The sequence below is a fragment of the Pseudomonas frederiksbergensis genome, assembly GCF_017114915.1.
Lineage (GTDB): Bacteria > Pseudomonadota > Gammaproteobacteria > Pseudomonadales > Pseudomonadaceae > Aquipseudomonas > Aquipseudomonas frederiksbergensis_I.
Window position 1 is genome coordinate 225,214 of the sequence record NZ_JAAUOE010000002.1, and the last position, 20,144, is coordinate 245,357.

Annotated in this window: 18 protein-coding genes; 15 read left to right on the forward strand and 3 right to left on the reverse strand. The window is 60.3% G+C overall.

The genetic code is table 11. From position 1 onward, the window contains the following. Positions 1 to 210 precede the first annotated feature (210 nt). From tauA to tauD, 4 genes are read left to right on the forward strand one after another with little or no spacing between them, the layout of a single operon-like run. The gene (tauA, locus tag HCU66_RS02570; protein WP_205886962.1) at positions 211 to 1,188 is read left to right on the forward strand and encodes a taurine ABC transporter substrate-binding protein; all 978 of its coding nucleotides are present in this window, start codon (positions 211 to 213) and stop codon (positions 1,186 to 1,188) included. A 16-nt stretch (positions 1,189 to 1,204) separates the two neighbouring features. Next, the gene (gene tauB / locus HCU66_RS02575; protein ID WP_205886964.1) at positions 1,205 to 1,999 is read left to right on the forward strand and encodes a taurine ABC transporter ATP-binding subunit; all 795 of its coding nucleotides are present in this window, start codon (positions 1,205 to 1,207) and stop codon (positions 1,997 to 1,999) included. Continuing rightward, positions 1,996 to 2,829: a taurine ABC transporter permease TauC gene (gene tauC / locus HCU66_RS02580; RefSeq protein WP_205886966.1), complete on the forward strand. Its 834-nt coding sequence runs from the start codon at positions 1,996 to 1,998 to the stop codon at positions 2,827 to 2,829. The genes tauB and tauC overlap by 4 nt, the downstream gene beginning before the upstream one ends. Positions 2,830 to 2,868: 39 nt before the next feature. Then, positions 2,869 to 3,711: a taurine dioxygenase gene (gene tauD, locus HCU66_RS02585; protein ID WP_205886968.1), complete on the forward strand. Its 843-nt coding sequence runs from the start codon at positions 2,869 to 2,871 to the stop codon at positions 3,709 to 3,711. 123 nt (positions 3,712 to 3,834) lie between these two features. Here tauD and mgrA read toward each other — a convergent pair whose 3' ends face one another. From mgrA to epsC, 3 genes are all read right to left on the reverse strand, one after another. After that, positions 3,835 to 4,872, reverse strand: coding sequence for an L-glyceraldehyde 3-phosphate reductase (gene mgrA, locus HCU66_RS02590; protein ID WP_205886970.1), 1,038 nt, complete (start codon positions 4,870 to 4,872; stop codon positions 3,835 to 3,837). A gap of 135 nt (positions 4,873 to 5,007) precedes the next feature. Then, a complete protein-coding gene (gene betT / locus HCU66_RS02595) occupies positions 5,008 to 6,963 on the reverse strand; it encodes a choline transporter BetT (RefSeq protein WP_205886972.1) in 1,956 nt (651 codons plus the stop codon). 342 nt (positions 6,964 to 7,305) lie between these two features. Beyond that, positions 7,306 to 8,235: a serine O-acetyltransferase EpsC gene (gene epsC, locus HCU66_RS02600; protein ID WP_205886974.1), complete on the reverse strand. Its 930-nt coding sequence runs from the start codon at positions 8,233 to 8,235 to the stop codon at positions 7,306 to 7,308. Positions 8,236 to 8,425: 190 nt separating this feature from the next. On the opposite strand from epsC, the gene HCU66_RS02605 reads away from it, so the two are divergent. From HCU66_RS02605 to HCU66_RS02655, 11 genes are all read left to right on the forward strand, one after another. After that, positions 8,426 to 9,418 (forward strand): D-cysteine desulfhydrase, encoded by a 993-nt coding sequence (locus tag HCU66_RS02605; protein WP_205886976.1) that lies wholly within the window; start codon positions 8,426 to 8,428, stop codon positions 9,416 to 9,418. A 311-nt stretch (positions 9,419 to 9,729) separates the two neighbouring features. Beyond that, positions 9,730 to 10,524 carry a cystine ABC transporter substrate-binding protein gene (tcyJ, locus tag HCU66_RS02610; protein ID WP_205886979.1) on the forward strand — a complete coding sequence of 265 codons (795 nt, stop codon included), beginning with the start codon at positions 9,730 to 9,732 and terminating at the stop codon, positions 10,522 to 10,524. Then, positions 10,524 to 11,189 carry a cystine ABC transporter permease gene (gene tcyL, locus HCU66_RS02615; protein ID WP_205886981.1) on the forward strand — a complete coding sequence of 222 codons (666 nt, stop codon included), beginning with the start codon at positions 10,524 to 10,526 and terminating at the stop codon, positions 11,187 to 11,189. The genes tcyJ and tcyL overlap by 1 nt, the downstream gene beginning before the upstream one ends. 4 nt (positions 11,190 to 11,193) lie before the next feature. Then, the gene (tcyN, locus tag HCU66_RS02620; protein ID WP_205886983.1) at positions 11,194 to 11,943 is read left to right on the forward strand and encodes an L-cystine ABC transporter ATP-binding protein TcyN; all 750 of its coding nucleotides are present in this window, start codon (positions 11,194 to 11,196) and stop codon (positions 11,941 to 11,943) included. A 494-nt stretch (positions 11,944 to 12,437) separates the two neighbouring features. Beyond that, positions 12,438 to 13,202 (forward strand): hypothetical protein, encoded by a 765-nt coding sequence (locus HCU66_RS02625; RefSeq protein ID WP_205886985.1) that lies wholly within the window; start codon positions 12,438 to 12,440, stop codon positions 13,200 to 13,202. Positions 13,203 to 13,561: 359 nt separating this feature from the next. Then, the gene (locus HCU66_RS02630) at positions 13,562 to 14,803 is read left to right on the forward strand and encodes an SfnB family sulfur acquisition oxidoreductase (RefSeq protein ID WP_205886987.1); all 1,242 of its coding nucleotides are present in this window, start codon (positions 13,562 to 13,564) and stop codon (positions 14,801 to 14,803) included. Between the two features lie 5 nt (positions 14,804 to 14,808). Further along, complete coding sequence (locus HCU66_RS02635; RefSeq protein ID WP_205886989.1) at positions 14,809 to 16,002, forward strand: SfnB family sulfur acquisition oxidoreductase; 1,194 nt, start codon at positions 14,809 to 14,811, stop codon at positions 16,000 to 16,002. After that, a complete protein-coding gene (locus tag HCU66_RS02640; protein ID WP_205886991.1) occupies positions 16,002 to 17,354 on the forward strand; it encodes an LLM class flavin-dependent oxidoreductase in 1,353 nt (450 codons plus the stop codon). The genes HCU66_RS02635 and HCU66_RS02640 overlap by 1 nt, the downstream gene beginning before the upstream one ends. 147 nt (positions 17,355 to 17,501) lie before the next feature. Continuing rightward, the gene (locus HCU66_RS02645; RefSeq protein ID WP_205886993.1) at positions 17,502 to 18,311 is read left to right on the forward strand and encodes a MetQ/NlpA family ABC transporter substrate-binding protein; all 810 of its coding nucleotides are present in this window, start codon (positions 17,502 to 17,504) and stop codon (positions 18,309 to 18,311) included. 2 nt (positions 18,312 to 18,313) lie between these two features. Continuing rightward, positions 18,314 to 19,435 carry a methionine ABC transporter ATP-binding protein gene (locus HCU66_RS02650; RefSeq protein WP_205886995.1) on the forward strand — a complete coding sequence of 374 codons (1,122 nt, stop codon included), beginning with the start codon at positions 18,314 to 18,316 and terminating at the stop codon, positions 19,433 to 19,435. Beyond that, on the forward strand, positions 19,425 to 20,069 hold the full coding sequence (locus HCU66_RS02655) for a methionine ABC transporter permease (protein ID WP_205886997.1): 645 nt from the start codon (positions 19,425 to 19,427) through the stop codon (positions 20,067 to 20,069). Before HCU66_RS02650 ends, HCU66_RS02655 begins: the two co-directional genes overlap by 11 nt. Positions 20,070 to 20,144: the final 75 nt, after the last annotated feature.

Consider the following 20,144-nt stretch of genomic DNA (forward strand, 5'->3'; position numbering starts at 1 on the left):
AAAACCGATACATGCAACATTCGGATAAACCGAGTCGTCTGTGTTACGACTGCTGCGCAGCCGAACGGGGGCAAGCCCCCTCGCCACAACGACCTCTCTTAGAATTTTCCGCTCATAAGATAATTCGAAAAAGTTATTTATTTTAAGTTTCTTATATCATTTAGTCTCCTTTGACGCCGACTTCCCGGTCGCCTGACAAGGAGCTTTCCCATGAAACTGACTTCCTCCCTTCGCCTCCTGGCCGCCGCGTCGCTGGCTGCGGCGAGTTTCCTGGCTCAGGCAGCAGACGTGACCGTCGCCTACCAAACCACCGTTGACCCGGCCAAAGTCGCTCAAGCCGACGGCACCTACGAAAAAGCCACCAAAGCCGACATCAACTGGCGAAAATTCGATAATGGCGCCGACATCATCGCGGCCATCGCTTCCGGCGATGTGCAGATCGGCTACCTCGGCTCCAGCCCCCTGACGGCAGCGATTACCCGTAAAGTCCCGGTGGAAACCTTCCTCATCGCCACCCAGATCGGTGCCGCCGAAGCGCTAGTCGCCCGCGACGGTTCCGGGATCAAGACCCCGCAAGACCTGATCGGCAAGAAAGTTGCCGTACCGTTCGTTTCCACCGGCCACTACAGCCTGCTGGCCGCGCTGAAACACTGGAACATCGACCCGTCGAAAGTCACCGTGCTCAACCTCGCGCCGCCAGCCATCATCGCGGCATGGAAACGCGGTGACATCGACGCCACCTACGTGTGGGACCCGGCCCTCGGTGTAGCCAAGGAAAACGGCAAAGTGCTGATTACCTCCGGCGAGCTGGCCAAGTTCGGCGCGCCAACCTTCGATGCCTGGATCGTGCGCAAGGATTTCGCCGAGAAGCATCCTGAAATCGTCACCGCCTTCGCCAAAGTGACCCTCGATGCCTACGCCGACTACCGCAAGGATCCGAACGCCTGGCTGGCCAATCAAAGCAACGTCGACAAACTGGTGAAACTCTCCGGTGCCAAGGCCAGCGACATTCCGTTGCTGCTGCAAGGCAACGTCTTCCCGTTGGCAGCTGATCAGGTGATCACCCTCGGCGCGCCGACCACCAAAGCCATCACCGACACGGCGGTGTTTCTCAAGGAACAGGGCAAGGTCGAGGCCGTGCTGCCGGACTACGCGCCGTACGTCAGCGCCAAGTACATCACCAACTGATCGGGAGTTAACCGCGATGGCTTTGCTACAGCTGGAGCGCATCAGCGCACAGTACCCCGGCGCAGCGGAACCGGTGCTGGCGGATATTTCCCTGAGCCTTGGGCCCCGGCAGTTGCTGGTCGCCCTCGGCCCCTCCGGCAGTGGCAAGACTTCGCTGTTGAATCTGATTGCCGGTTTCGTCGAGCCCAGCACGGGGCGCATCACCCTTGATGGAGTACCGGTCAAAGGCCCGAGCGCCGAGCGCGGCGTGGTGTTCCAGGATGACGCTCTGCTGCCTTGGCAGGACGTGCTGGCCAACGTCGGTTTCGGTCTGGAACTGGCCGGTATTCCCCGAGAAAAACGCGAAACCCGCGCCCGGGAAATGCTCGCGCTGGTGGACCTCTCCGGTTTCGAAAACCGCCGCATCTGGCAACTCTCGGGTGGACAGAAACAACGTGTCGGCCTGGCCCGCGCCCTCGCCGCCGATCCTCGGGTTTTGCTGATGGATGAACCCTTCGGCGCCCTCGACGCCTTTACCCGCGAACAGATGCAGGAGCTGCTGTTGCAGGTCTGGCAGCGCACCGCCAAACCGGTGTTCCTGATTACCCACGATATTGAAGAAGCGGTGTTCCTCGCCACGGATCTGATTCTGCTGGCGCCGAACCCCGGGCAAGTTGTCGAGCGTCTGAGCCTGGATTTCGGTCAGCGTTACGCCGCCGGGGAGTCGGCACGCTCGATCAAATCCGACCCGCGTTTTATCGAAACCCGCGAACACGTGCTCGCCAAAGTGTTCTCCCAACGCAGTGCCGTTCAGCGGCAGGAGCGTGCATGAGCAGCTATCACATTCCCGCCACGACGGTGAAACCGGGCTCGACGGCGATTGTGCTGCGTCGCAGCGTCGGCACACGCGCAATCAGCGTATTGACCTTGATTGCATTGTTGGCGATCTGGTGGGCCGTCACCGCCACCGGGTTGATCGAACCGCTATTTCTGCCGCCACCGTCCGCCGTGCTGCAAAAAGGCTGGCTGCTGCTGACCACCGGTTACATGGATTCGACCTTATGGCAGCACTTGGGCGCAAGTCTCAGCCGCATCGGCTTGGGCCTGGGCTTCGCAGTGCTGACCGCCGTGCCAGTTGGCATTGCCATCGGCCACAACCGTATTGCCCGCGGCATTCTTGATCCGCTGATCGAGTTCTATCGCCCGATTCCGCCGCTGGCTTATCTGCCGCTGATCGTGATCTGGTGCGGCATCGGTGAGTTGTCGAAAGTCTTGCTGATCTACCTGGCGATCTTCGCCCCGATCGCGATTGCCACCGCCACTGGCGTGCGCACCGTCGACCCGGCCAAATTACGCGCCGCGCAGTCGTTGGGCGCGACTCGGGCGCAGTTGATTCGGCATGTGATTCTGCCCAGTGCCTTGCCGGACATCTTGACCGGCGTACGGATTGGTTTGGGTGTGGGTTGGTCGACGCTGGTGGCCGCCGAGTTGATCGCCGCCACCAGCGGGTTGGGCTTCATGGTGCAGTCGGCCGCGCAGTTCCTGGTCACCGACGTAGTGGTGCTGGGGATTCTGGTGATCGCGTTGATCGCCTTCGCCATGGAAATGGGCCTGCGCGCCCTGCAACGCAAACTGGTGCCGTGGCATGGCCAGGCTCAGTGAATATTCATGTGTCGACACCCCGGATTGAAGAGGGCCACCATGAGCCACCTGACCATCGTCCCTTTAAGTTGCGCCCTCGGCGCGCATATCAGCGGCATCGACATCAGCCAGCCGCTGAGCGTGGAGCAACGCGACGCCATCGAACAGGCGCTGCTCAAGCATCAAGTGCTGTTCTTCCGTAACCAGCCTATCGAACCGCAGCAGCAGGCGCGCTTCGCCGCCTATTTCGGCGACCTGCATATTCATCCGATCTACCCGAACGTGCCGGAACAACCGCAAGTGCTGATCCTCGACACCGCCGTCACCGACGTTCGGGACAATGCGATCTGGCACACCGATGTGACGTTCCTGCCGACCCCGGCCATGGGCGCGGTGCTCAGCGCCAAACTGCTGCCGGAGTTTGGCGGCGACACGTTATGGGCCAGCGGTATTGCGGCGTACGAAGCATTGTCCGCGCCGATGAAAACCATGCTCGAAGGGCTGACCGCCACTCACGACTTCACCCGTTCGTTTCCACTGGAGCGCTATGGCAACACACCTGAAGCCCTGGCCCAGTGGGAAGAGGCGCGCCGCAAGAATCCGCCGCTGTCACACCCGGTGATTCGCACGCACCCGGTGAGCGGACGTCGGTCGTTGTTCGTCAATGAAGGGTTCACGTCGAAGATCAATGAATTGTCGGAAACGGAAAGCGAGGTGATTCTGAAGTTCTTGTTCACCCATTCCACCCGGCCGGACTTCACCATTCGCTGGCGCTGGCAGAAAGACGACATCGCGTTCTGGGACAACCGCGTGACCCAGCATTACGCAGTGGACGACTACCGCCCGGCGCGGCGGGTGATGCAGCGAGCGACGGTGTTGGGGGATATACCGTTTTTTCGGTGAGCCGATCGTTCCCACGCTCCGCGTGGGAATGCCTCAACGGACGCTCTGCGTTCGGCTTTGGATGGGACGCGGAGCGTCCCGGGCTGCATTCCTTTGCGGCGCGTGGGAACGATCAGTACGGAGTTACTCAGCCGCCGAAGGCTTCTCCCACAAATTGATCCCGCCCTCCTGGGCAAACCGATCAATCTGCGCCAATTCTTCCACGCTAAAACTCAAGTTCTTCAACGCCCCGACGTTCTCGATAATCTGCTCCGGCCGGCTCGCCCCAATCAGCGCCGAGGTCACCCGTGGGTCGCGCAGGGTCCAGGCCAGCGCCAACTGCGCCAGGCTCTGACCGCGGCGCTTGGCGATTTCATTGAGCGCCCGCACATGGGCGATGTTGGCTTCGGACAGGTGCGACGCCTGCAACGAACCACCGCCCGGTCGATTGACCCGCGCATCCGCTGGCACCCCATTGAGGTACTTGTCGGTCAACAGCCCCTGAGCCAATGGCGTGAAGGCGATCACGCCGGTGCCGAGTTCATCGGTGGTGTCCAGCAGGTCCTTTTCGACCCAGCGATTGAGCAGGTTGTAGGCCGGTTGGTGGATCAGCAGCGGGATTTTCCACTCCTTGAGCAACGCGGCCATTTCCCGGGTTTTCACTCCGGAATAAGACGAGATGCCAATGTACAACGCCTTACCTTGCTGCACGGCAGTGGCCAGTGCGCTGGCAGTTTCTTCCAGCGGAGTATCAGGGTCGAAACGGTGGGAGTAGAAGATGTCGACGTAATCGAGGCCCAGGCGTCGCAGACTCTGATCAAGGCTGGCCAGCACGTACTTGCGCGAACCACCGCCCTGCCCGTATGGGCCCGGCCACATGTCCCAACCGGCCTTGCTGGAGATGATCAACTCGTCGCGGTACTGCTTGAAGTCTTCACGCAGCAAACGACCGAAGTTGATCTCGGCGCTGCCGTACGGCGGGCCGTAGTTGTTGGCCAGGTCGAAGTGGTTGATGCCCAGATCGAATGCCGTGCGCAGCAACGAACGCTGGGTATCGATCGGCGTGCTGTCGCCGAAGTTGTGCCACAAGCCCAGGGACAGTGCCGGCAGCACCAACCCGCTGCGGCCTACACGGCGGTAAGGGATGGAATCGTAGCGGTTTTCGGCAGCGGTGTAGGTCATCGAATCCTCTCTTGTCGGTCTTGAATGTGGTATCGACTGCTTTGCAAGTTGCCCAGCATACGCCCGGATAAGCGACGATAAACCTCGGACTCGAGAAAATGCTGAAACGTTTCAAAAAGCCTGGCCACCGATCGATCAACGCACCAAATGCAAAAACTGCATGTGCCGTTCGTACTGGTCGAGGATGTCGTTGATGACTTGCTCCCTGGTGTAACCCACCAGATCGTAGTCCTGACTACCCTCGCTCAAATGCACTTCGGCCCGGTGGTAACGACGGTTGTTGAGTTGCTTGGAGCCCATGCCGCCACGGGCGAACGACGGCGTGAAGTAACCGCGCATCTGCACCTGATAGATGAACGGATGCAGTTCGCCGTGACCGATCTCCAGGCTGACGTTGTCATTGGCCGGATCAGGCTGAGCGACCACGTGCAGACCCTTCTCAACGAACACCGCCGTCACTTCCTCAATCGCCGGGCGCACCGTGGTATCGAGGAAGCGATAGACCTCGTCCCGAGACGGAAAATGCACCGCCTGACTCAAGCGCTGACGCCATCCACCGCGCCGTGATCCGGACACCGGCGCAAGGGAATGCAGTTGCGCGATCTGCTTCTGCGACTCCAGATAAAACGCCTTGTGCAACCCCCACATCATGAGCAGCAAAATCATCGAGAACGGCAATGACGTCAGCACCACCGCTGACTTCAAGGCGTCGATGCTGCCGGAGAACAGCAGCGCGCTGGTCACCAGCGCGGTCATCGCGCCCCAGAACACTCGCAACCATTTCGGCCCGTCCTCATCCGGGTTGCCGCCCCTGGCGGACAACGTCGACAACACCACGGTGCCCGAGTCGGCGGAGGTGACGAAAAACACGAAGCTGATAAACACCGTGACCGCAATCACGGTTTTGCTCCATGGGTAAGTTTCCAGCAGCAGGTACAGCGTCATCGACGGGTTGTCGATGGCCGACATACCGAGCGCGCTCATGCCGTGATTGAGGACCTGGTCGATGGCACTGTTGCCGAAGATCGACATCCACGCCAGGGTGAAACCGAGCGGGATCAACAGCACGCCGAAGACGAATTCGCGGATGGTCCGGCCACGGGAAATCCGCGCGATGAACAGGCCCACGAACGGCGCCCATGCAATCCACCAGGCCCAGTAGAACACCGTCCAGCCGCCCAGCCAGTCGCTGGGTTTGTCGTAGGCGTAGAGGTCGAAACTCTTCATCGGCAAGGCGCCGAGGTAGTCGCCGAGGTTCTGGATCAGCGTGTTGAGCAAGTGCTGGGTGGGGCCGGCGAACAACACGAACAGCAGCAGCGCACAGGCCAGCAGCATGTTGATGTCGGACATCACCCGCACGCCTTTATCGACGCCGGACACCGCGACGATGATCGCCGCGCCCATCATCAGCGTGATCAGGCCGACCTGAATCCACTGGGTATGAGCGATGCCGAACAGGTAGTCCAGGCCCGAGTTGAGGTGCAATACGCCAAAGCCCATGTCGGCGCCGAGGCCGAACACCGTGGCGATGATGCCGAAGCCGTCCACTGCATAACCGATCGGGCCGTTGATGCGCTTGCCGATCAGCGGATACAGCGCCGAACGCAGGGCCAGCGGCAGGTTATGTCGGTAGGCGAAATACGCCAGTGCCATGCCGACGAAAGCGAACACGCCCCAGCCGTGCAGGCCCCAGTGCAGAAACAGAATCTGCATCGCCTGACGCGCCGCCTCCGCCGTGCCGGCCTCACCTTGGGGCGGTTGCGCCAGGTGCGTCAGCGGTTCGGACACGCAAAAGAAAAACAGCGTGATACTGATCCCGGCGGCGAACAACATGCCGGCCCACGACAGGTAACTGAATTCGGGCTCGTCGTGGTCGGCACCGAGCTTGATCTTGCCGTAGCCGGACAAGGCGGTGACCACCACGAAGACCAGATACAGCGTCATCGCGAGCATGTAATACCAGCCGACCGTATTGGCCGCCCAGTTTTGCGCTTGCAACAGCCAGGCACCGGCCTGTTCGGGGATCGCCATGACCACGACGGCGAATAACAAAATGAAGGTCGCCGCGAAGTAAAACACCGGCGGATTCATGCGGACCTGGCCGCTTGCGGGGATGGACGATGCACTCAGCAAAGGTGCACCTCGAGGGGGAAAAACGTGGCTGTAAAAATCGGACTCAGCAAAGGCAAGCCTCCTGTTGTGAGCGGGCGGCGAACCACCGGTTTAACTTGAATGAACGTTCAAGTTAAACATGAATAGGGTGCTAAGGACTAATCGCAGGGCTGGGCGGTAACTTTCCTACGCTAGTACACGATCGTTCCCACGCTCTGCGTGGGAATGCAGCCCGTGACGCTCCGCGTCACACCAAGAGCGAACGCGAGCGTCCCTTGAGGCATTCCCACGCAGAGCGTGGGAACGATCAAAGCTGGGGACTTATTTCTGCGTCCCATCATCATGCTGCAGATTCGCCTGGGTCAGGTTGCACCCGGCCGGCACGCTGCGGGTCAGCCAGACGTTGCCGCCGATGGTCGAGCCCTTGCCGATGGTGATGCGACCCAGAATCGTCGCACCGGCATAGATCACCACATCGTCCTCGACGATCGGATGCCGCGGATGGCCCTTCTGCAACTGGCCGTCTTCGTCCGCCGGGAAGCGCTTGGCGCCCAACGTCACGGCCTGATAAATCCGCACCCGCTCGCCAATGATCGCGGTCTCGCCAATCACCACACCTGTACCGTGATCAATGAAGAAACTGCGACCGATCTGCGCGCCAGGGTGGATATCGATACCGGTAGCCGAGTGGGCGATTTCCGCACTGATCCGCGCCAGCAACGGCAATCCGGCGCGGTACAAATGATGAGCCAGGCGATGGTGAATCACCGCCAGGATTCCCGGATAGCACAGCAACACTTCATCGACACTGCGAGCCGCCGGGTCGCCGTGATAAGCCGCCAGTACGTCGGTGTCCAACAGACTGCGCAACCCCGGCAGCGCGAGGGCGAAGTCCTGAATGATCTCAACAGCCTTGGTCTCGACCTCAGTATCGGCCTGAGCACCACCGTGACGAGCGGCGTAGCGCAGTTCGAGTCGCGCCTGAGCCAGCAGCGCGTTCAAGGCCACGTCCAGCGTGTGGCCGACGTAGAAGTCCTCACTCTCCTCGCGCAAATCCACCGGCCCCAATCGCATCGGGAACAACGCACCGCACAAGGCTTCGAGAATGTCCGCCATGGCCGCTCGGGACGGTAACTCGCGACCGCCCTGCTCGCCGCTGGCGCGGCCGTTTTGTGCGCGCCACTGGTCGCGCGCGGTACGCAGTTGGCTGACGATGGTCTGCAATTGCCAATGGCTGGAACGCTCGCTCACGGTAAAAACTCCTCACGGGCGGCCGGACTGTCTGGCCGCGTCAACGGCGATTACTTTACGGCAACGGCTTGCAGCCGAATTAAGAACCAATAGTGCTGTGATCAATACTTTTGGCTATAAGCGATTGGCAGTTGCCCCACTAAATACCCGTGCCTATAGTCCTGACATCTTCCTCCGCCAGTACGGACCCATGATCAAACAACAGCTTGCCCGTTTTAACCGCCTCGACCTGCTTGGCCACCCGACGCCCCTGGAAAAACTCGAACGCCTGTCGACCTGGCTGGGCCGCGATGTGTACGTCAAACGCGATGACCTGACGCCATTGGCACTGGGCGGCAACAAGCTGCGCAAACTCGAATACCTCGCCGCCGATGCCCTGGCCCAGGGGGCCGATACGTTGATCACCGCTGGCGCGATCCAGTCCAACCATGTGCGCCAGACCGCCGCCATTGCGGCCAAGCTTGGCCTGGGCTGCGTGGCGCTGCTGGAGAATCCGCTCGGCACTGACGATAGCAACTACGTCGGCAATGGCAATCGGCTGTTGCTGGAGCTGTTCGATGCCAAGGTCGAGTTGGTGGAAAACCTCGACAACGCTGACGAGCAATTGCAAGCGCTGGCCGCACGTCTGCGCAGCAACGGCAAGAAACCCTATCTGGTGCCGATTGGTGGCTCCAATGCAGTGGGCGCTTTGGGTTATGTCCGTGCGGGTCTGGAACTGGCCGAGCAGATCAAGGACACCGGGTTGCAATTCGCCGCCGTGGTCCTGGCCTCCGGCAGTGCCGGCACCCATAGCGGTCTGGCGCTGACATTGAGCGAAGTACTGCCGGATTTGCCAGTGATCGGCGTGACCGTTTCACGTAGCGATGAAGCTCAACGACCGAAAGTCCAAGGCCTCGCCGAGCACACGGCCGAGTTGCTGGGTGTGAGCCTGCCGGCGAGTTTCAAAGTCGAATTGTGGGACGAATATTTCGGCCCGCGTTATGGCGAGCCGAATGCCGGGACGCTGGCGGCGGTGAAGCTGTTGGCGAGCCAGGAAGGGTTGTTGCTGGATCCGGTATACACCGGAAAGGCCATGGCCGGTTTGCTCGACGGCATCGGGCGTCAGCGCTTCGATGACGGCCCGATCATTTTCCTGCACACCGGCGGGGCACCGGCGTTGTTTGCCTACAAAGACTTTCTGTAACCGATCGGTCCCACGCAGAGCGTGGGAATGCAGCCCGTGACGCTCCGCGTCACTGGACGCGGAGCGTCCCTAGAGGCATTCCCACGCTCTGCGTGGGAACGATCTCCAAGCAACCCCGTATATCTCATAATAGAATAACAAACTTAATATTTATTATTTTCCCATCTAAAAACGACATCATATAGTCACGCCGCAGGCGAATTTGCAGCGAGACGCATAAGCTGCTTTAGGGCAGGATATCGCAGTCGTTCAAATCCCGAATTTGCCAACTTTCCTTAAGCGTCTTCCATAAGAAAACACAGGGGCTTGTCATGAATTTTTCCGCACTACGTCGAAATCTGCTGGTGGGCTCGTTGGGCCTGGCGCTGAGCGCCGGCCTGCTCGGGCAAGCGGTTGCCGGTGAGCAACTGCAAAAAATCAAGGACGCAGGCGTGATCAACGTCGGTCTGGAAGGTACTTATCCACCGTTCAGTTTCGTCGATGCCGACGGTAAACTGACCGGCTTCGAAGTCGAGTTCTCCGAAGCCTTGGCCAAAGAACTGGGCGTGAAGGTCAAACTGCAACCGACCAAATGGGACGGCATCCTCGCAGCCCTGGAGTCCAAGCGTCTGGACGCGGTGGTCAACCAAGTGACCATCTCCGAAGAGCGCAAGAAGAAGTATGACTTCTCCGAGCCGTACACCGTTTCCGGGATTCAGGCGCTGACCCTGACCAAAAACAAAGACACCATCAAGACCGCCGCCGATCTGGCCGGCAAGAAAGTAGGCGTAGGCCTGGGCACCAACTACGAGCAGTGGGTGAAAGAAAATGTGCCCAAGGCTGACATCCGCACCTACGAAGATGATCCGACCAAGTTCCAGGATCTGCGCGTCGGCCGCATCGACGCCATTCTGATCGACCGCCTCGCCGCGCTGGAATACGCCAAGAAAGCCAAGGACACTGCCGCCGCCGGCGAACCGTTCTCCCGCCAGGAAGCCGGCATTGCCCTACGCAAAGGCGAGCCTGAGCTGCTGGCCGCGGTGAACAAGGCCATCGACAAGCTGCGTGCCGACGGTACGCTGAAAAAGCTTTCGGAAAAATACTTCAGCGCTGACGTCACTCAATAATGGAAGCAGCTTTCCAACTTGCGCTGGACTCCGCGCCCTTTCTCCTCAAGGGCGCGTACTACACGGTCATCTTGAGCCTGGGCGGGATGTTCTTCGGCCTGCTGATGGGCTTCGGCCTGGCATTGATGCGCCTGTCGCGCTTCAAACTGGTGAGCTGGATCGCCCGCATCTACGTGTCGTTCTTTCGCGGCACGCCGTTGCTGGTGCAACTGTTCGTGATCTACTACGGCTTGCCGCAACTGGGCATCGAACTTGATCCGCTGCCGGCGGCCCTGATCGGCTTCTCGCTGAACATGGCGGCCTACGCCTGCGAAATCCTGCGCGCCGCAATCAGCTCCATCGAGCGCGGCCAGTGGGAAGCCGCTGCCAGTATCGGCATGACCCGCGCGCAAACCCTGCGCCGGGCCATCCTGCCGCAAGCGATGCGCACAGCCCTGCCTCCGTTGGGCAACAGCTTCATCTCGCTGGTCAAGGACACCGCGCTGGCAGCCACGATTCAGGTGCCGGAGTTGTTCCGCCAGGCGCAGCTGATCACCGCCCGTACTTTCGAAATTTTCACCATGTATCTGGCCGCCGCGCTGATCTACTGGGTTCTGGCGACGGTACTGTCGCACCTGCAGAATCAGTTGGAAGCGCGGGTCAATCGGCACGACCAGGAGTCCTGACCCCATGATTGTCGTGGAAAAACTGACAAAGCAATTCAAGGGTCAAGTGGTGCTCAATGGCATCGATCTGCAGGTGAAGGAAGGCGAGGTGGTGGCGATCATTGGCCCCAGCGGCTCGGGCAAGACCACCTTCCTGCGTTGCCTGAATTTTCTGGAAGAACCTTCCAGCGGCCGGATCAAGGTCGGCGACATCGAGATCGATGGCAGCCGCCCCCTGAACCAGCAGCAGAGCCTGGTGCGACGCCTGCGCCAGCACGTGGGTTTTGTGTTCCAGAACTTCAACCTGTTCCCTCATCGCACGGCCCTGGAAAACGTCATCGAAGGACCGATCGTGGTGAAAAAGATCCCACGGCCCGACGCTGTTGCCCTGGGTAAAAAGCTGTTGGCCAAGGTCGGCCTGGCGGGCAAGGAAGACGCTTACCCGCGTCGTCTCTCCGGCGGTCAGCAACAGCGTGTGGCGATTGCCCGGGCGCTGGCGATGGAACCGGAAGTGATCCTGTTCGATGAACCGACCTCAGCGCTGGACCCGGAATTGGTGGGCGAAGTGTTGGCGACCATCCGCGGCCTGGCCGAGGAGAAACGCACCATGGTGATCGTCACTCACGAAATGGGTTTTGCCCGGGACGTGGCCAATCGCGTGGTGTTTTTCGACAAGGGTGTGATCGTCGAACAGGGCGAAGCCAAGGCGTTGTTTGCCAACCCGAAAGAAGAACGGACGAAGCAATTTCTCAGCAAGTTCCTTAATAACGCTTAATTGCACCCCACTAAAAAATCGTCAACTTCCATGGATGGAAGTGACATTCCCTTCTTCTAAAAACCTCTCAACCGTCTATTTTATCCATCCGAACCTTAAATAACTTTCCGTTATCCCATGCGTTACATATATATGTCCTGCAACATATTCATATCGCCTGAAATCCGTAAATTTCCTCGCCACTAAAAGTCAATGGGTTGCAGCCGACCAGACGTAAAACCCACTAAATTCCAGACTAAATTCGACAGAGCCATGTGGTTTATTAACTGTACCGCGTAGGAATTTTCTGAATAACCCAAGCGCCAACCTTTAACCAACGAACGCTATTGACACCTATTCGAACGCGCTCTTATCTAGTCCCCAACAGGCGCCAGTCATCACACTCAATCATTATTCAAGCGCATTAATAGTGAATCGTTTTGTTGCTGGGGAATTCACGCCTTTCAAACTTTCAGAAACGGACTTCGCGGCAAGGCTTCAAGGAGAGAAACCCCATGACAAGCACTTCGAACAAACCCGAACTTGCAGCCCCGACCCTGGCGCAAAGCCACAAGGCCGGCATCAACATCACCTCGGCCGCTCACCTCATGATCGATGTGCCGCCCTACCCAGGCATGGACGAAGGCGACCTGATCGAGCTGTTCTGGAACAGCTGCTACGTGGCCTCCAGCGTGTTGCGGGTGGACCATGTCGGCAAAGCGGTGAGCCTGCGGGTGCCGGAAAGCTTCATTGCCAATGGTTCTGCACGCGTCCATTACAAGGTGATGCAGGTCGGGCAAGGGCCGGCGGTATCGCCGACGGCACGCGTCCAGATCAAACTCGATTGCCCGGGCGGCCTGCCCTCCCCCCTTTACGATGAAGAAAACCAGAGCCTGGCGCCCGTATTCATCCCTGAAACCATTCGCCGTCAGGGGGTCAATCCGAATCAGGTCAAACGCGGCGTGCCGTTGACCATCGAACCGTACCTGAACATGGCGGCCGACGACGAAATCACCCTGCGCTGGGGCGATGTGCGCATGGACCTGCCAAAGCTCAAGCCTTGCGATGTGGGTCAGCCGATTCAGGTCTGGGTGCCCCCGGCGATCATTCTCGAAGCCGGCGAAGACCTTCGACTGGAAGTGACCTATTGCATCCTCGATCGCGTGGGTAACAACTCGCGCTGGGCACCGGCGCGCACACTGAAAATCGGCTGTGCCAATCCTTACCTGAAAGTGCCGCCCAAAGAAGTGCTCAAAGCCGCAGAACCCAGAAAGCGGTGAGGCCCTGTAGCAGCTGGCGAAGCCTGCGTTCGGCTGCGAAGCAGTCGCAAAAACCGTGTACCGCAGTCATTCAGGTTGATCGCGGGCTCAGGATTTACGACTGCTGCGCAGCCGAACGCAGGCTTCGCCAGCTGCTACAGGGAAGAGACTGATACCTCTTCTATCTATATTCCTAAAAGTTAGTTCATTAATTATTTATACGCGTTTAGGGTATATACACCGGACCACCGGACATTCGTGTTTTTCGTTCGCCGCAACCCTTGCGGCGCTTTCATGAGATGTGAGGTAGGTATGGTCCGGAACACAATCACCCCAGTGCAGATCGCCAGGGCATTGCGTGCAGCCAAGGAGCGGCACTGATGTCCAGTCTGGCAGATGCAATCGTCCAGAGTGACCTGGACATCGCCCCATTGTTGTTGCCCGCGCAGGTCTTGCGCAACGACGCACAAGCCATCAAGGCGGCCCATGAGCTGGCGCAAGTCGCCCGCCTGCATGCCGCCAAACGTGACCAGCAGCGCAAGCTGCCATGGTCGGAAATCGAGCAGTTCACCCGCAGCGGCCTGGGCAGCATTGCCATCCCGCGTGAGTACGGTGGCCCGCAGGTTTCATTTGTCACCCTGGCCGAAGTCTTCGCGATCATTTCCGCGGCTGACCCGGCCTTGGGGCAGATCCCGCAGAACCAGTTCGGGATTCTCAACCTGATCCTGGGCAGCGCCACCGAGGCGCAGAAAAAGCAGCTGTTCAAAAGTGTGCTCGAAGGCTGGCGAATCGGTAACGCGGGCCCTGAGCGCGGCACCAAAAATACCCTGGAGCTCAAGGCGCGCATCACCACCGACGGCGATGGCTTCGTCATCAACGGGCAGAAGTTCTATTCCACCGGTGCCCTGTTCGCCCACTGGGTGGCCGTCAAGGCGCTGAACGACGACGGCAAGCAAGTGCTGGCCTTCGTCCGTCGCGGCACACCGGGCTTGCGCATCGTTGATGACTGGTCAGGTTTCGGCCAGCGCACCACCGCCAGCGGCACCCTTTTGCTCAACAACGTGCGGGTCGATGCCGAGCTAGTGGTGGATAACTGGAAGATCAACGACAGCCCCAATATTCAGGGCGCCGTGTCACAGCTGATTCAAGCGGCCATCGACGCCGGCATCGCCCGGGGCGCCATCGATGACGCCATCGAGTTCGTGAAAACCCGTGCCCGGCCCTGGATCGACGCCAAGGTCGAACGGGCCAGCGACGACCTCTACGTGATCGCTGATATCGGCAAGCTGAAAATCGAACTGCACGCCGCCGAAGCGCTGCTGCGCAAGGCCGGGCAAGTGCTCGATCAGGTCAGCGCCGCGCCGCTCACCGCCGAGTCTGCGGCACGCGCCTCGATTGCCGTTGCCGAGGCCAAAGTGCTGACCACCGAGATCTCGCTGCTGGCCAGCGAAAAACTCTTCGAACTGGCCGGCAGCCGCGCCACCCTCGCCGAGTTCAACCTCGACCGCCACTGGCGCAATGCCCGGGTGCACACGCTGCACGACCCGGTGCGCTGGAAGTATCACGCGGTTGGCGCCTATCGCCTCAACGGCACACTCCCCGCTCGCCACTCCTGGATTTAACGACCATGACTCTTTCTCACCACGTCGCGGTCATCACCCGCGATGAGCAAGCCCTGATCGTCGCCAGTGACCTGGCCGACGACTTCAAACGCGACAGCGCCCTGCGCGACCGCGAACGTCGGTTGCCGCACCCTGAACTGGAAGTGTTTTCCCGTTCGGGTCTCTGGGGCATCAGCGTGCCAAAAGCATACGGCGGCGCCGGGGTTTCCAACGTCACCCTGGCCAAGGTGATCGCGTTGATCGCCCAGGCCGACGGTTCACTCGGGCAGATCCCGCAAAACCATTTCTACGCCCTCGAGGTGCTCCGTGTGAACGGCACCGAGGAGCAGAAAAAGCGCCTGTACGCCGAAGTGCTGGCGGGCCAGCGTTTCGGCAACGCCCTGGCGGAGCTGGGCACCAAAACCGCCCATGATCGCGTCACCCGCCTGACCCGTGACGGCGACGGCTATCGCATCAACGGCCGCAAGTTCTACGCCACTGGCGCTATTTACGCCCAGCGCATTCCCACATCAGTGGTGGACGAACACGGCGTGCAGCAACTGGCCTTCGTCCCGCGCAACAGCAAAGGCCTGACGGTCATCGACGACTGGAGCGGCTTCGGCCAGCGCACCACCGGCAGCGGTTCGGTGGTGTTCGAAGACGTGTATGTCGCCGCCGAGGACGTGATCCCGTTTCAAAGCGCCTTCGAGCGCCCGACCACCGTCGGCCCGTTGGCGCAGATTCTCCATGCCGCCATCGACACCGGCATCGCCCGCGCCGCCTATGAAGATGCGCTGCATTTTGTGCGCACCAAAACCCGGCCGTGGATCGACGCCACCCATGAAAAAGCCACCGAAGATCCGCTGACGATCAAGAGTTTCGGTCACTTGAGTATTCGCCTGCACGCCGCCGAAGCCTTGCTGGAACGAGCCGGCGAATTCCTCGACCAGGCTCAGGCCGACACCAACGCCCAGACCGTCGCCGCCGCGTCGATTGCGGTTGCCGAAGCCCGGGCCATCAGCACCGAAACGTCCCTGGCCGCCGGCAGCACGTTGTTTGAACTGGCCGGCAGCCAGGCGACTCTGGCCGAGCACGGCCTGGATCGTCACTGGCGCAACGCCCGGGTGCATACCCTGCACGACCCGGTGCGCTGGAAGTATCACGCGGTGGGCAATTACTACCTCAACGATGAAAACCCGCCGTTGCGGGGGACCATTTAATGAGCAAAAAGAAGATCCTGCTCAACGCGTTCAACATGAACTGCATCGGGCACATCAACCATGGCCTGTGGACCCATCCACGGGACAACTCCACCCAATACAAAACCATCGAATACTGGACTGAACTGGCTCAATTGCTGGAACGCGGACTGTTCGATGGTTTGTTCATCGCCGACATCATCGGCGTGTACGACGTCTATCAAAACTCGGTGGACGTACCGCTCAAAGAGTCGATCCAGTTGCCGGTCAACGACCCGCTGCTGCTGGTCTCGGCCATGGCCGCGGTCACCAGAAACCTCGGCTTCGGCCTGACCGCCAACCTGACCTACGAGCCGCCGTATCTGTTCGCCCGGCGTATGTCGACCCTCGATCATCTGAGTCATGGGCGGGTCGGCTGGAACATCGTCACCGGCTATCTGGACAGCGCCGCCAAGGCCATGGGCCTGCGCGAACAGGTGGAACACGACCGCCGTTACGACCAGGCTGACGAATACCTGCAAGTGCTCTACAAACTCTGGGAAGGCAGCTGGGAAAACGGCGCGGTGCTCAACGACCGCGAGCAGCGGATCTACGCCCAGCCAGACAAAGTGCACAAGGTCGAGCACAAGGGCGAGTTCTATCAGGTCGAGGGTTATCACCTTTGCGAGCCATCGCCGCAACGCACGCCGGTGCTGTTCCAGGCCGGCAGTTCCGATCGCGGTTTGCTGTTCGCCGGTCGGCATGCCGAGTGCGTGTTCATCAGCGGCCAGAACAAACCAGCAACCCGGATTCAGGTGGACAAGGTTCGCGCCAGCGCCGTCGAAGCGGGGCGCAAGCCTGAGGACATCAAGGTGTTCATGGGCCTTAACGTGATCGTTGGCGCCACCGAAGCGCTGGCCTGGGCCAAGCATGCCGAGTACCTGCGCTACGCCAGCGCCGAGGCCGGCGTGGCGCATTTTTCAGCCTCCACCGGGATTGATTTTTCCGAGTACGAACTCGATGAACCGATCCAGTACGTGAAGAGCAACGCCATCCAGTCCGCCACCAAAAACCTGCAAAACAACGACTGGACCCGCCGCAAACTGCTGGAACAACACGCCCTCGGTGGCCGCTACATCACCGTCGTCGGCTCGCCGCAGCAGGTGGCCGATGAGCTGGAATCGTGGATCGCGGAAACAGGGCTGGATGGTTTCAACCTGACGCGGATTGTCACGCCGGAAAGCTATGTGGATTTCATTGAGCTGGTGATTCCGGAGTTGCAACGCAGGGGGTCGTACAAGACCGCTTACGACAACGGCAGCCTGCGGGAAAAGCTGTTTCAGCGTGACGCGCATTTGCCTGAGCAACATACCGGCTCCCACTACCGACACTGACTCCTTGATCGTTCCCACGCTCCGCGTGGGAATGCCTCAACGGACGCTCCGCGTCCGCTCGTGGAACGCAGAGCGTCCCGGGCTGCATTCCCACGCGGAGCATGGGAACGATCGAACACCGTACCTTAACTGACTGGAAGACATCCCATGACCAGAAAACTCTTAACCCACCCAGTCAAAGCACTGGCCCTGGCCCTCGGCCTCTTCAGCTCCGTCACCTTCGCCGCCGACGCACCACTGAAGGTCGGCACCACCGCCGCCTTCGCCATTCCCCTGGAAGCCGCCGTAGAAGAAGCCAACAAACAAGGCCTTAAAGTCGAACTGGTGGAATTCAGCGACTGGATCGCCCCCAACGTCAGCCTCGCCTCGGGTGACATCGACGTGAACTATTTCCAGCACATCCCGTTCCTGGAAAACGCCAAGGCCGCCGCCGGTTTTGACCTGGTGCCGTTCGCCCCGGGCATCATCAACAACGTCGGCCTCTATTCGAAAAAATACAAAAGCTTCGCCGAGTTGCCCGAAGGCGCCAGCGTGGCCATCGCCAACGACCCGATCAACAGCGGGCGCGGCCTGCAACTGCTGGCCAAGGCTGGCCTGATCACCCTCAAACCGGGCGTCGGCTACAAGGCCACCGAAGAAGACATCATCGCCAACCCGAAGAAAATCAAAATCCTCCAGGTCGAAGCCGTGCAACTGGTGCGCGCTTATGACGACGCCGATCTGGTCCAGGGTTACCCGGCCTACATCCGCCTGTCGAAGACCTTCGATGCCAGCTCCGCCCTGCTGTTCGACGGTCTCGATCACAAGGAATACGTGATCCAGTTCGTGATCCAGCCGAAAAGCAAAACCGACCCACGGCTGATCAAATTCGTTGACATCTATCAGCACTCGCCAGCCGTTCGCGCGGCGCTGGATAAGGCCCACGGCAAGCTCTATCAAGCGGGCTGGGAAAGCTGAACATGACCGCCGCCATCCAACGGCGACTGGAGACTCCAGAGCCACACAGTGCTGAACGCACCGAGCTGCACCCCGAACTGAACCGCGCCCATGTGCGCTTCATCAGCCTGGGCAAAACCTACAACGGCCAGCAAGGTCCGGTGGCGGCCCTGCACGGTATCGACCTGGCGATCCAGCGCGGCGAAGTGTTCGGCATCATCGGGCGCAGCGGCGCCGGCAAGTCGTCGCTGATCCGCACCATCAACCGCCTCGAACAACCGAGCAGCGGGCGGGTGCTGATCGATCAGGTGGACATCGGCGAGTTCGATGAAGATCGCTTGGTCGCGCTTCGTCGGCGGATCGGCATGATCTTCCAGCACTTCAACCTGATGTCGGCCAAGACGGTTTGGCAGAACGTCGAGTTGCCGCTGAAAGTCGCCGGTGTGCCCAAGGAAACACGCGAGCAGAAGGTTCGTGAACTGCTGGAGCTGGTCGGCCTGCAAGGCAAGCACAAGGCTTATCCGGCGCAGCTTTCCGGCGGGCAGAAACAACGCGTCGGCATCGCCCGCGCCCTGGTGCATGACCCGCAAATTCTGCTGTGCGACGAGGCGACGTCGGCCCTAGACCCGCAGACCACGCAATCGATCCTCGGCCTGCTGCGCGAGATCAATCAACGCCTGGGCCTGACCATCGTACTGATCACCCACGAGATGGCAGTGATCCGCGATATCTGCGATCGGGTCGTGGTGCTGGAACACGGGCGAATCGTCGAGCAAGGGCCGGTCTGGGAAGTCTTTGGCAACCCGCAGCACGAGGTCAGCAAGACCTTGCTCGCGCCGCTGCAACACGGCCTCCCGGAAGAGCTGCAAAACCGCTTGCGGGCGCAGCCGCCGTCTTCGGACGCCGCCGTGGTGCTGCGTTTGCAATTCACCGGCAGCACACGCGACGAGCCGGACCTGGCGGCGCTGTTCAGCGCCCTCGGTGGCCGCGTGCGCTTGCTGCAAGGGGGCGTGGAACGGATTCAGGGCCATGCGCTGGGGCAATGGCTGCTGGCGGTGACCGGTTCGTCCCTCGGCGCCGAGGAATTGCGTCAGCGCGCCGGTAATTGGGCACAACAGGTAGAGGTGCTGGGTTATGTGGTTTGATCGGTTGCTGCAAGGTTTCATCGACACCTTCCTGATGGTCGGCGTGTCGTCACTGATCGCGCTGCTGGCGGGGATTCCGCTGGCGGTGATCCTGGTCACCAGCGCCAAGGGCGGAATCTACGAGGCACCGGCGCTGAACCGCGCACTGGGCGCGTTCGTGAATCTGTTCCGCTCGATTCCGTTTTTGATTCTGATGGTGGCGCTGATTCCGTTCACCCGGTTGATCGTCGGCACCACTTACGGTGTCTGGGCGGCCGTGGTGCCACTGACCATTGCCGCGACCCCGTTCTTCGCGCGCATCGCCGAAGTCAGCCTGCGGGAAGTCGACCATGGGTTGATCGAAGCGGCGCAGGCGATGGGTTGCCGGCGCAGGCACATCGTCTGGCATGTGTTGCTGCCGGAAGCGCTGCCGGGGATTGTCGGCGGGTTCACCATTACGTTGGTGACGATGATCAACTCATCGGCCATGGCCGGGGCGATTGGGGCCGGTGGGTTGGGGGACATCGCGTATCGGTATGGGTATCAGCGCTTTGACAGCCAGATCATGTTGACGGTGATTGTGTTGCTGGTGGTGTTGGTGGCGGTGATTCAATTGGGCGGGGATCGGTTGGCGCGGGGGTTGAATAAGCGCTGAATCAAGATCAAAAGATCGCAGCCTTCGGCAGCGATCCTTTAAAGCGCGAAAGCGCTTATAGTCAGTGCTTCATTC